Raw genomic sequence first — 11,554 nt, 5'->3', positions numbered from 1 at the left:
CGGCGGCAACGTTGTCGGTGCCAGTCAGGGCACACCTGGTGGTCCCTTCTCCCCCTGGCAGCAGCTTTCGTCGGGTGGTGGGTTCGTCGGCAAGCCCGCTGCGCTCCAGGTGCCCAACGGCACGATGGTGGTCTACGCCCGTACCACCGCCGGGACCATCCAGGGCAGCAACCAGAGCACTCCGGGTGGTCCGTTCGGGTCGTGGGTCACGGTTGCTGATGCGGGTGATCCGACGGGTGTGGCGAGTGACCCGAGTGTGGTGTTCACCCAGTCCGGCACCATCGCGGTCTATGTGACGTCTGCCGGCGGCAACGTTGTCGGTGCCAGTCAGGGCACACCTGGTGGTCCCTTCTCCCCCTGGCAGCAGCTTTCGTCGGGTGGTGGGTTCGTCGGCAAGCCCGCTGCGCTCCAGGTGCCCAACGGCACGATGGTGGTCTACGCCCGTACCACCGCCGGGACCATCCAGGGCAGCAACCAGAACACCCCGGGTGGTCCGTTCGGATCGTGGGTCACGGTCGCGGACGCGGGTGACCCGACGGGTGTGGCCAGCGATCCGAGCGCGGTGTTCAGCCAGTTCAACACCATCGCCATCTATGTGACCTCCACCAGTGGCAACGTCGCCGGCAGCAGCCAGGCCACCCCCGGCGGCCCCTTCTCTCCCTGGGGCCAGATCGGCTGATCGCACCCCAGCCGCAGACCCACCGCGTGCGCGGACCGCCACCGCCAGGCCCGAACCCCGAGAGGGTTCGGGCCTTGGCGCGTGGCGGCCGGGCGCCCTCGCCGGTCACGCGGGACTACGGCGTCCCCACGGGTTCCTGGGTCCAGCGGCCGGGGGCGGGGACGGTCGAGCCGGTCGGATCGGGTCAGTCCTTTCCGATGTCCTTGATCTTCTCGCCGGCCTGCTTCAGGTCGCTCTTGATCTGCTTGCCCCGGCCCTCGGCCTCGACGACCCGGTCGCCCGTGGCCCGTCCGGCGGCTTCCTTGGCCTTGCCGTGGACCTTCTCGGCCGCGTTGTGCAGCTTGTCCTTGGCACTCATCGGATCAGTCCTCTCGGTAGTGGGGGCTCGGTCCACCCCGGACGGCGTCTGCCCGGGATCGGCGGTTCCACACCCGGACCATCCGGAGTCGGCCGTCGGCCGTGGACCGGCGCGGTGCCGAAGGGGCCGCTTGGGCCGGCTCAGCGGAAGGCGGCGACGTTGCGGGCGGCCCAGTCGGCGAAGGGGCGCGGGGCGTGGCCGAGGACCCGCTGCACGTCCGGGCTCACGCGCAGCTCGGCCGGGTTCGGGGAGCCGAGGATGTCCAGGGTGTCCTCGGCGAGCTCCACCGGCATGCCCTGCGCCATGGCGGCGGAGGCCTCGTCGCGGGTGAGGTCGTGGAACCGCACCGGCGAGCCCAGGGCGGCCGCGATGGCCTGTGCCTGCCGGCGCGGGGTGATCACCTCCGGGCCGGTCAGCTCGTACACGCCGCCGCTGTGCCGGTCCTCCAGCAGGCAGGCCGCCGCGACGTCGGCGATGTCCGCCGGGTCGATGATCGGCACCCCGACGTCGCCGAAGGGCGCGGCGACGACCCGCTGTGCGCGGACGGACTCGGCCCACCACAGGGCGTTGGAGGCGAAGCCGCCCGGCCGCAGGATGCTCCAGTCCACGCCGGACCCCCGCAGGACGTCCTCCAGTTCGCGCATCGCGATCCGTGTCGGGCCGAAGGGCCTGGTCGCCACGCCCTGCGAGGAGAGCAGGACGATCCGGCGGACCCCGCCGGCCACGGCCTGGCCGATGAGGTCGGCCGGGTCGGCCCCGGCGGCGTGCAGGTCGCCGGACAGCAGCAGGAAGAGCGCCTCCGCCCCGGCCAGCGCGGGTTCGAGGCCGGCCGGCCCGGCCAGGTCGGCCGCCACGTGGCGGACACCGTCCGGCACCGCCGCCGCGTGCCGCGACACCGCCGTCACCTGTCGGCCCGCCTCGGCCAGTGCCCGCGTCAGCGGCCGGCCCACATTTCCGGTAGCCCCGGTCACCACGATCATGGTCAGCTCCTCGTTCGACGTCCGCCGCGGCCGCTGCGGCCTCGGTGGTCCTCACGCTAGGAGCCAGGGCTAACCCTTGGTAAGGACATACCTTGACGTAAGCTCAGGACATGGTGGTAGGTGTGCAGGGCAGGCAGGGTGAGGCCGGGAAGCGGTATGAGGTGTTTCACACCGACTGCCCCGCGCGCGATGTGGTCGACCACGTGACCAGCAGGTGGGGCATCTGGGTGCTGATCTCCCTGCAGAGCAACGACCTGCGGTTCTACGAGCTGCGCGAGAGCATCCACGGCATCAGCGAGAAGATGCTCGCCCAGACCCTGCGCGCGCTGGTCCAGGACGGCCTGGTCTGGCGGAGGGTCGAGCCGACGACACCGCCCCAGGTCACCTACGGGCTGACCGAGTTCGGTCAGGACCTCGGCGAGCCGCTGGCCGAGCTGTTCGACCGGATCACCCGGGGGCTGCCGCCGCGCGACGCGGGATAGCGGTGCGGGACAGCGACGCGGGACAGCGGCGCGACACACCCCCGGCCTCCTCCTCGGCGTTGTCGCCCGCGCGCCGTAGGTTCGTCGGATGAAGCGATTGAAGACCACCCGACTGGACGCCATAGACCGAGCCCTCTTCGACCGCATCGCCGCCGCGCCACTGCATGGCACCCGCCCCTGGCTGCGGGCGCTGAGCCGGGCCGCCGACCACGGGGTGCTGTGGATGGGCACCGCCGCAGTCCTCGGCGCGGTCGGCGGACGCCGCGGGCGACGCGCGGCCCTGCGCGGCCTCGGCTCGCTCGCCATCGCCTCGGCCACCGCCAACACCGTCGCCAAGCACGCCACCCGCCGACCCCGCCCGGTGCTGGACGCCGTCCCGGCCGTGCGCCGGCTGCTGCGCCAGCCCGTCACCACCTCCTTCCCCTCCGGTCACTCCGCGTCCGCGGCCGCCTTCGCCGCCGGCGTGGCGATCGAGTCCCCGCTGCTGGGCGCGGCCGTCGCGCCGGTCGCGGCCGCGGTCGCCCTCTCGCGCGTCTACACCGGCGTGCACTACCCGGGCGACGTCCTGGCCGGTGCGGCGCTGGGTACGGCGGCCGCCGCCGCGACCCTGCACTGGTGGCCGCGCTCCTCCGACGTGCCGCCGCCCGCCGCCCCGGCCTCCTCTCCGGCCCCGGCCCTGCCGCAGGGGAGGGGGCTGTCGGTGGTGGTCAACTCGGGCTCCGGCAGCGGCTCTCCGCTCGCCCCCGACGCCGAGGACGTGGCCGGGACGCTGCGCGCCCTGCTGCCCGAGGCGGACGTCCGGGTGTGCGGGCCGCAGGACGACCTGGCGAAGATATTGACGGAGGCCGCCGACCGGGCCGCCCGGGCCGGCGGCGCGCTCGGGGTGTGCGGCGGCGACGGCAGCGTCAACCTGGCCGCGGCGCTGGCCGTCGAGCGCGCGCTGCCGCTGGCGGTCTTCCCCGGCGGCACCCTCAACCACTTCGCCCTCGACCTCGGCGCCACCACCCACGAGGCCACCGCCGAGGCCGTCGAGGCCGGCACCGCCGTCGGCGTGGACCTGGGCCTGGCCGCCGACGACGCCGGCACCCGGACCTTCGTGAACACCTTCAGCCTCGGCATCTACCCCGAACTCGTCCACCAGCGGGAGAAGTTGGAGAAGCGTATCGGCAAGTGGCCGGCCCTCGCGGTGGCCGTCGCCAAGCTGCTGCCGACCGCCGAACCCGTCACCGTCCACGCCGACGGCCGCCCGCACCGGCTGTGGCTGCTGTTCGCCGGCAACGGGGCGTACGAACCGGCGGGCTTCGCCCCCACCCACCGCGCCGCCCTGGCCGACGGACAGCTCGACGTCCGGGTCGTCGACGGCGGCCGGCCCTTCGCCCGCACCCGCCTGACCGCCGCCTTCCTCTCCGGCACCCTGGACCGCTCCCGGGTCTACCGGGCTGTTCGGCTGCGCGCCCTGGACCTGGACTCCCTCGGCGACGCCGACCGCATCGCCGTGGACGGCGAGAGCGTCCCCGCGCGCGGTGCCCTGCGACTGTCCAAGGCCCCGGCCGGGCTCACCGTGTACCGGCCCGCGATCGCCGCCCCGGCGGGTGAGCTGCGGGGCCCGGGCGGGGGCGGGCGGTAGCCGCAGGGGGTTTCACCTGGTGTCACCGGGCGTCGGGGGACGACGGGCCGCGCGGCCCGTCGTCCCCGGCCCCGCCGGGCCGCTCCCCGTCGTGGAAGGAGACCTCGACGTGCTGCTCGGGGCGGCGCTCCTCCTGGCGGGCGACGGAGGACAGCACCTTCTGGTCGGCGGCGGTGAGCGGTGGCTGCAGGAGGCTGCGGGGCCACAGCCGACGGGTGAGCACCGCGTTGGCCTCGGCGGTGTACACGGTGATCTGCGCGGCCAGGTAGAGCCAGGAGAGCAGGCCGATCACGGTCGCGAAGAAGCCGTAGACCTGGCCCGCGTGGCGCAGCTCGTGGGTCACCAGGAGCGAACCGAACGCCTGGAGGACGGTGAACAGCGGCCCGGCGACGACGCAGCCGGGCAGCAGGGCCCGGGTCGGGATCTCGCGCGGGGTGAGGACGCGGAAGCAGGCCAGGCACAGGGCGGTGTTCAGCAGCGCCGAGACCAGCAGGCCCCCGACCCGGGCGGGCACGCCGCCCAGGGCGCTGCCGACCAGCGAGGCGGCCGCCGTGCCCAGCACCAGGCCGGCGGCCAGGACGGTGAACAGCAGCAGGCCGCGCGCCAGCCGGGGCCAGTAGCCGGGCCGCTGAACCCCGGGCACGTTCCAGACCTCGGCCATGGCGTGCTGGAGGACCTGCGTGATGCCGAGCGCCCCGTACAGCAGGCCGAGCGCGCCGATGGCCAGTGCCAGGCCGCTGCCCTGGAGGGAGTGGACGTTCTGGCGCAGCTGGTCGCCGATGATCGGGAAGTCGGCGAGCGCCGAGTTCAGCACGGACTGCTGGGCCCCGGGGTGGCCGTGCAGGACGAAGCCGAGGACGGTGCTGAGCAGGAGCAGCAGCGGGATCAGGGCGACGAAGCCGTAGTAGGTGATCAGGGCGGACAGCAGTCCGCCCCGGTCGTCCCCGTACTTGCGCACGACGCCGATGACCACGGCGGGCACCCGGTGGTGCTGCTGGAAGCGGTCCACGGCGCGCAGGGCCCGTTCGATCGGGTTCATGCCCGGGCGTGTGCCCCGGGCCGCGCCCGCGACACCCGTCGGTTCCGCCCCTGGGAGGCGGCTCGGGTGCCCCGGTTCGGCGCGCACATGCGCCGGTCCTGCCCGTCCGACCGCTACCGCACCATCACTCCGACCAGGCAGGTGTCGTCGTCGGTGTCGGCGTTGCTGTAGCGCAGCAGGTGGTCCAGGAGCTCTTCGAGGTTGGCCGAACCGGTGTCCGAACCGGTGTCCGAGCTGGTGGTCGCCCCGGTGCGGGACTCCTCGGCGAGGGCCGTCAGGCTGGTCAGCGACGCCTGGAGGGATTCGTCGCGGCGCTCGATGAGCCCGTCGGTGTACATCACCAGCGTGTCGCCGGCCTCCAGGACGAGCTCGCCCTGCTCGTAGTCGGCGTGGCCGATCGCGCCGAGGAGGATGCCGCCCAGCTGGGGCAGGACGGCCGCCCGCCCGCCACGCAGCAGGACCGGCGGCGGGTGCCCGGCGCGGGCCCACCGCAGCCGGCGGGTCGCGGGTTCGTAGAGGCCGCACACCGCGGTGGCCGTGACGTTGTCGGTCAGGTGGTGGGTGACGCTGTTGAGCCAGCTCAGCAGCTGGGCCGGCCCGGCGCCGGTGGCGGCCAGGCCGCGCAGGGCGTTGCGCAGCGCGACCATGCCGGTGGCGGCCTCGATGCCGTGCCCGGAGACGTCGCCCACGCACAGCAGGACGTCTCCCGAGGGCAGGGCGAGGGTGTCGTACCAGTCCCCGCCGACCAGGTGGTCCTTCTCCGCCGGGCGGTAGCGCACGGCGACGCTCAGGTCGTGCAGGTCCAGCGGGCCCCGGGTGGGCGGCATGATGGCGTGCTGGAGCTGGAGGGCGAGGCGGCTGCGTTCGGCCGCCTGCTGCTCGCTCTGCGCGAGCTGGTCGCGGGTGGCGGCGAGTGCGACCTCCGTCCAGTGCTGGGCGGAGATGTCCTGGTAGGCGCCGCGGACGGTGCCGAGACCGCTGCCGGGAGCGCTGTCGAGCCTGCTGCCGGCATCGCCGTCGAGACCGCTGCCGGGATCGCGGACGGGCTCCGCGACGACGCGGATGTGGCGGGTGACGCCGTCCGGCCGTTGGAGGCGGAAGGCGGTGGAGGCCGGGCGCCGGTGGTGCAGGAGGGTGCGCAGGAACCGGTCGATGGCGTGGCGGTCGTCCGGGTGGGCGTGGTCGGGGAGCTGGTCGAGGGCCAGGGGAGCGGCGGTGGGCGGCAGCCCGTGCAGCTCGAACACCGTCTCGTTCCAGGCGATCTGCCGGGTCCGCAGGTTCTCCTCGAAACCGCCGATCCGGCCGAGCCGCTGGGCGTGCTGCAGCAGGCGGGCGACGCGCGGGGTGCCGTCGTCGAGGCGCCAGACGACCGCGAGGTGGCTGCCGTGCCGGCTGATGCTCACCTGCGCCCGGGTGGTCAGCGGCACTCCGTCGACCAGGGCGGCGAGGCGCATGTCCTGGGCGCGGAAGGGTTCTCCGGTGGCGAAGACGTGTTCGACCTTGTCGGCCAGACCGCCCGGTTCGGCCGCCAGCGGGTACGCCTCCAGCAGGCGGGTGCCGGTGATCACGCCGGTGGGCCGGCCGGCGAAGTCGACGAAGGCCGGGTTGAGGTGCCGGATCACGAACCGGGGCGGGAACTCGTCGCTGTCCGGCGCCGCCCGCAGGATCATGCACGGGTCGAGCAGGCCGTCGGTGAGCTGCCGCAGTTCGTTGAACTGCGCGTCGGCCGGGTCGCAGGCGGCGGGCTCCTGCCCGCTCCAGGACTCCAGCGTGGTGGCGGCCAGCTCGGCGAGCGCCTCGAACTGGCGTTGGAGCGGCTGGGGGCGCTCGGGCAGCGTGCCGGGCCAGCAGATCTCCAGGACGCCGATGAGCCGCCCGCCGACGCCGGCCGGGACGGCGAGCCGGCCGCCGTGGATCTCGTGCTGGCCGATCGAGGGCAGCGAGGCGCCGGCGAGCGTCGGGTAGCCGATCGCCGCCCGCTCGTCCAGGGCCCGGCGGGCGGGGGTCGGCACGCCCGGCGGGACGTGGCGCCAGCGGCGTGCCTCCTCCTCGGGGAAACCGGCGCTGCCCGCCAGCGACAGGGAGAGGTCCGGGTGGGCGGCCCAGATGGCGACGGCGGACGCGCCGAGCGGCCGCAGCGCGTGCTCCAGCATGGAACGCGCCGCCGCCGCGGCGTCACCGCCGGCGAGCACGTCCGCCTCGGCGCTGCGCAGCCGCACGGCCACCGCTTCGGCCGCGGGAGCCGAGGCGTCGGCGACGAACTCGCGGGCGAGGGCGGAGATCTCGTCCGCCGCGGCCTGGTTGACCAGGTCGGCGGCGAGCGCCAGGACCGTCACCCCGGCCTGCTCCGCGAGGCTCTCCAGCTGCCTGGCGGCCTCGGTGGGCCCGCACCGCAGGCGCTCCACCAGCACTCCGACGCCCATCTCGACGACGGCGCGGCCCGCCGCCTGGGCCTGGGCCTGTTCCAGTTCCAGCCTGAGCCGCTCCACCGTGGTGGCGAGCCGGTCGACCGCCGCGGACTCGCCATCGGCGCGGGCCCGGGCCGCCGCCTGCGCCTCGGCGGCGCCCCGCTGCGCTCCGACCCTCGGCGTGTCGGTCGGTCCGACCGCTGCGGGGCGGTCCGTGGCGTGCGGCTCCTGCGGACGGTCCGTGGCGCGCGGCTCCTGCGGGTGGTGCACGGCTGTCGGCTCCTGGGTTCTGGACTGTCGGGGTGGGCGCGCGGGCTCGCGGGGACGCGGGGCGCACGGGGCAGGGCGGCTACCGGGTGAGGTGGTCCCTGATCCTGCCGATCACCTCGTCGGCGTCCACCGGCTTGGTGATGTAGTCGCTGGCTCCCGAGGCCAGGCTCTTCTCCCGGTCGCCGATCATGGCCTTGGCGGTGACCGCGATGATCGGCAGCCCCTCGTGCTCGGGCATGGCGCGGATCGCCGCGGTGGCGGTGTAGCCGTCCATCTCGGGCATCATCACGTCCATCAGGATCACGTCGATCCCGGGGTGCACGCGCAGGGCTTCGAGCGCGGCGAGCCCGTTCTCGGCCTGGAGGACCCGCATGCCGCGCAGCTCCAGGATGCTGGTGATCGCGAAGAGGTTGCGGTCGTCGTCGTCGACCACCAGCGCGGTGCGGCCGGAGAGCACCGGGTCGGCCCCGCGGCCCCGGGCGGGGTTCCCGTCCGTGCGGCGCACCGGGGGCAGGACGCGCCCGGGCCCGTCGGCGCCCATGTGGAGGGCGATGCGTTCGCGCAGCTCGTCGAGGCTGGAGATGAGCTCCAGCGGCCGTTCCCCCTCCCGGCGGACGGCGTGCTCGTCGTGGGTGGTGACGCCCCGGCTGTTGTGGGCCAGCACCGGGACGGTGTGCAGGGCCGGGTCGCGTTCCATCTCCGTCAGGAGCGTGGCCGCCGCGCGGTCCGGCAGGTCGAGTTCCAGGACGACGCAGTGGTACGGGGCGGTGGCGAGCGCGGTGGCGGCCTCCGGGGCGCCGACCGTGGTGACTATCTCGACCCGGCGCTGGGCGCCGTCGGAGCGGGCGATGTCGGCGACGGCGTTCTCCGCCACCAGGGACAGCAGGCCGTTGGGGCGGCCTTCGACCACGAGCAGGCGCCGCGGCTGACCGGCGGCGGGAGGCGAGGGGGCGCGTTCCGGGGCCTCGGACGGGCCGGTGCCACCGGTGCCCAGCGCCCTGCGGGCCCCGTCGGCGCCGGCCTCGGCCAGGTCGGGGCGGGTCGCGGGGACGTAGAGGGTGAAGGTGCTGCCCCGGCCCAGGGTGCTCTCCACCGTGATCGCGCCGCCGAGCAGGTAGGCGATCTCGCGGCTGATGGACAGCCCGAGGCCGGTGCCGCCGTACTTGCGGCTGGTGGTGCCGTCGGCCTGCTGGAAGGCGCCGAAGACGCTCTCCACGTGCTGGGGGGCGATGCCGACTCCGGTGTCGCTCACGTGGAAGGCGAGCACCGGGCCGCCGCGCCGGACGGCGTCGGGCAGATCGGCCTCGTCGGCGGGCTCGATGCGCAGTTCGACCCGGCCCTGCTCGGTGAACTTGACGGCGTTGGACAGCAGGTTGCGCAGTACCTGGCGCAACCGGTAGTCGTCGGTGAGGAGTTCGGCGGGGATCTGCTGCACCGTCCGCACCGTGAAGGCGAGGTGCTTCTGGCTGGTCAGCGGGCGGAAGGTGGCTTCGACGTAGTCGAGCAGCGCGCGCAGCGGCACCGCCTCGATGTTGAGGTCCATCTTTCCGGCCTCGACCTTGGACAGGTCGAGGATGTCGTTGATCAGCTGGAGCAGGTCGGAGCCGGCGGAGTGGATGATCCCGGCGTACTCGACCTGCTTGGAGGTCAGGTTGCGGGTCGGGTTCTGGGCGAGCAGCTGGGCGAGGATGAGCAGGCTGTTCAGCGGGGTGCGCAGTTCGTGGCTCATGTTGGCCAGGAACTCCGACTTGTACTTCGAGGCGAGGGACAGCTGGTGGGCGCGCTCCTCCAGTTCCTGGCGGGCCTGTTCGATCTCCAGGTTCTTGGTCTCGATGTCGCGGTTCTGCGCCGCCAGCAGGTCGGCCTTCTCCTCCAGCTCGGCGTTGGAGGCCTGCAGCTCGTCCCGGCGTGACTGCAACTCCTGTGAGCGGACCTGGAGTTCGGCGGTGAGCCGCTGGGACTCGTCGAGCAGCTCGTCGGTGCGGGCGTTGGCGATGATGGTGTTGACGTTGACGCCGATGGTCTCCATGAGCTGGTCGAGGAAGTCCAGGTGGACCTGGGTGAACGGCTGGACGGAGGCCAGTTCGATGACGCCGAGGACCTGGTCCTCGACCACGATGGGCAGCACCACCAGGGACAGCGCCCCGGTGCGGCCGAGGCCGGAGGCGGCGGCCAGGTAGTCCGGCGGCAGCGAGTCGACGGTGATGGCGCGCCGGCTGCGCGCGGCCTGGCCGACGAACGACTCGCCGAGGCGGAAGCGGGTGGGGCGCTCGCCGTCGGGGAAGGCGTAGGAGCCGACCAGCTGGAGCACCGTCCCGACGGGGCTGTCCTCGGCGAGGTAGAAGACGCCGCACTGCGCGCCGACGAGGGGGGCGAGTTCGTCCATGACGGACTCGGCGACGACCCCGAGGTCGCGCCGGCCCTGCATCAGGGCGGAGAAGCTGGCGAGGTTGGTCTTGAGCCAGTCCTGCTCCTCGTTGGCGCGGGTGGTCTCGCGCAGGGAGCCGACCATGGCGTTGATGTTGTCCTTGAGGTCGGCGACCTCGCCGGAGGCGTCCACGCTGATCGAGCGGGTGAGGTCGCCGGCCGCGACGGCGCTGGTGACCTCGGCGATCGCGCGGACCTGCCGGGTGAGGTTGCCGGCCAGCTCGTTGACGTTCTCGGTGAGGCGCTTCCAGGTGCCGGAGACGCCCTCCACCTCGGCCTGGCCGCCGAGCCGGCCCTCGGTGCCGACCTCCCGGGCGACCCTGGTCACCTCGTCGGCGAAGGAGGACAGCTGGTCGACCATCGTGTTGATGGTCTCCTTCAGTTCCAGGATCTCGCCGCGCGCGGTGACGGTGATCTTCTGCGACAGGTCGCCGCGTGCGACGGCCGTGGCCACCCGGGCGATCGCGCGGACCTGGCCGGTGAGGTTGCCGGCCATGAAGTTCACCGAGTCCGTGAGGTCGCGCCACGTCCCCGAGACGCCCTTGACGTCGGCCTGGCCGCCGAGGATGCCCTCGGTGCCGACCTCCCGCGCCACCCGGGTCACCTCACCGGCGAACGAGGACAGCTGGTCGACCATCGTGTTGACGGTGTTCTTCAGCTCCAGGATCTCGCCCCGGGCGTCGACGGTGATCTTCTGCGACAGGTCCCCCTTGGCCACCGCGGTGGCGACCTGGGCGATGTCCCGCACCTGGGTGGTGAGGTTGCCCGCCATCGCGTTGACCGAGTCGGTCAGGTCCTCCCAGGTGCCCGACACCCCGGGCACCTGGGCCTGGCCGCCGAGCCGGCCCTCGGTGCCGACCTCCCGGGCGACCCTGGTCACCTCCGAGGTGAACCGCGACAGTTGGTCGACCATGCCGTTGAACACCGTGGCGATCTCGCCCAGCAGCCCGTCCGCGTCGCCCGGCAGCTTGGTGCTGAAGTCGCCGTCGCGCACCGCCGTCAACCCGGCCAGCAGCAGCCGCAGTTCCGGCTCGCCCACCTGCGCGGCGCCCGCCCCCTCGTCCGGGTGGTGCTGTGAGTCGCGGGACGGGGTCGGGCCAGCCATCGAACGTCGCCTCCGTGGAACGCCGGGCCGACTGGCCCGAATCCGGTCGTGGGCACCCCGAAGGACGGGCCGGGGGACCTGGCCGTCGTTCCAGGTGTTGTACCGCCCTCGGAGGCTACCCCAGCCCGTACACCGCCGGACAACGGTCGCCACCCGGCCGTATGCCCCGTCCGTCGCCC

General features: G+C 73.9%; 8 protein-coding genes. 3 read left to right on the top strand and 5 right to left on the bottom strand.

Going from position 1 to position 11,554, the window contains the following annotated elements; genetic code table 11:
- A partial coding sequence (locus ACFVTF_RS27555) for a hypothetical protein (RefSeq protein ID WP_387817131.1) occupies positions 1-679 on the top strand: 679 nt, incomplete at its 5' end.
- Between the two features lie 184 nt (positions 680-863).
- Here ACFVTF_RS27555 and ACFVTF_RS27550 read toward each other — a convergent pair.
- Both ACFVTF_RS27550 and ACFVTF_RS27545 read right to left on the bottom strand, forming a co-directional pair.
- Entirely contained in the window at positions 864-1,037 is a 174-nt protein-coding gene (locus ACFVTF_RS27550; protein ID WP_387817130.1) for a CsbD family protein, read from the bottom strand.
- A gap of 140 nt (positions 1,038-1,177) precedes the next feature.
- Positions 1,178-2,017 (bottom strand): SDR family oxidoreductase, encoded by an 840-nt coding sequence (locus ACFVTF_RS27545; RefSeq protein ID WP_387817129.1) that lies wholly within the window; start codon positions 2,015-2,017, stop codon positions 1,178-1,180.
- A gap of 110 nt (positions 2,018-2,127) precedes the next feature.
- Between ACFVTF_RS27545 and ACFVTF_RS27540 the strand changes: the two genes are divergently transcribed.
- Positions 2,128-2,499, top strand: coding sequence for a winged helix-turn-helix transcriptional regulator (locus ACFVTF_RS27540; RefSeq protein ID WP_387817128.1), 372 nt, complete (start codon positions 2,128-2,130; stop codon positions 2,497-2,499).
- An 88-nt stretch (positions 2,500-2,587) separates the two neighbouring features.
- Complete coding sequence (locus ACFVTF_RS27535) at positions 2,588-4,126, top strand: bifunctional phosphatase PAP2/diacylglycerol kinase family protein (protein WP_387817127.1); 1,539 nt, start codon at positions 2,588-2,590, stop codon at positions 4,124-4,126.
- A 22-nt stretch (positions 4,127-4,148) separates the two neighbouring features.
- Here the strand turns inward: ACFVTF_RS27535 and ACFVTF_RS27530 are convergent, their stop codons facing one another.
- The 3 genes from ACFVTF_RS27530 to ACFVTF_RS27520 all read right to left on the bottom strand — a co-directional run bounded on the left by ACFVTF_RS27530 (position 4,149) and on the right by ACFVTF_RS27520 (position 11,375).
- Positions 4,149-5,165, bottom strand: coding sequence for a YihY/virulence factor BrkB family protein (locus ACFVTF_RS27530; protein ID WP_331744881.1), 1,017 nt, complete (start codon positions 5,163-5,165; stop codon positions 4,149-4,151).
- 113 nt (positions 5,166-5,278) lie between these two features.
- The gene (locus ACFVTF_RS27525) at positions 5,279-7,843 is read right to left on the bottom strand and encodes a SpoIIE family protein phosphatase (protein WP_387817125.1); all 2,565 of its coding nucleotides are present in this window, start codon (positions 7,841-7,843) and stop codon (positions 5,279-5,281) included.
- Between the two features lie 79 nt (positions 7,844-7,922).
- A complete protein-coding gene (locus ACFVTF_RS27520; RefSeq protein WP_387817124.1) occupies positions 7,923-11,375 on the bottom strand; it encodes a HAMP domain-containing protein in 3,453 nt (1,150 codons plus the stop codon).
- Positions 11,376-11,554 lie beyond the last annotated feature (179 nt).

Source organism: Kitasatospora sp. NPDC057940 (assembly GCF_042887425.1).
In the GTDB taxonomy this organism is placed as follows: domain Bacteria; phylum Actinomycetota; class Actinomycetes; order Streptomycetales; family Streptomycetaceae; genus Kitasatospora.
Note: the sequence above shows the minus strand (reverse complement) of the source record. Positions and strands in the feature narration are given on the sequence as shown.

Coding starts and splice junctions, on each gene's coding strand:
- ACFVTF_RS27540 (WP_387817128.1), top strand. CDS start 2,128: ATGGTGGTAGGTGTGCAGGGCAGGCAGGGTGAGGCCGGGAAGCGGTAT.
- ACFVTF_RS27530 (WP_331744881.1), bottom strand. CDS start 5,165: ATGAACCCGATCGAACGGGCCCTGCGCGCCGTGGACCGCTTCCAGCAG.
- ACFVTF_RS27535 (WP_387817127.1), top strand. CDS start 2,588: ATGAAGCGATTGAAGACCACCCGACTGGACGCCATAGACCGAGCCCTC.
- ACFVTF_RS27550 (WP_387817130.1), bottom strand. CDS start 1,037: ATGAGTGCCAAGGACAAGCTGCACAACGCGGCCGAGAAGGTCCACGGC.
- ACFVTF_RS27545 (WP_387817129.1), bottom strand. CDS start 2,017: ATGATCGTGGTGACCGGGGCTACCGGAAATGTGGGCCGGCCGCTGACG.
- ACFVTF_RS27520 (WP_387817124.1), bottom strand. CDS start 11,375: ATGGCTGGCCCGACCCCGTCCCGCGACTCACAGCACCACCCGGACGAG.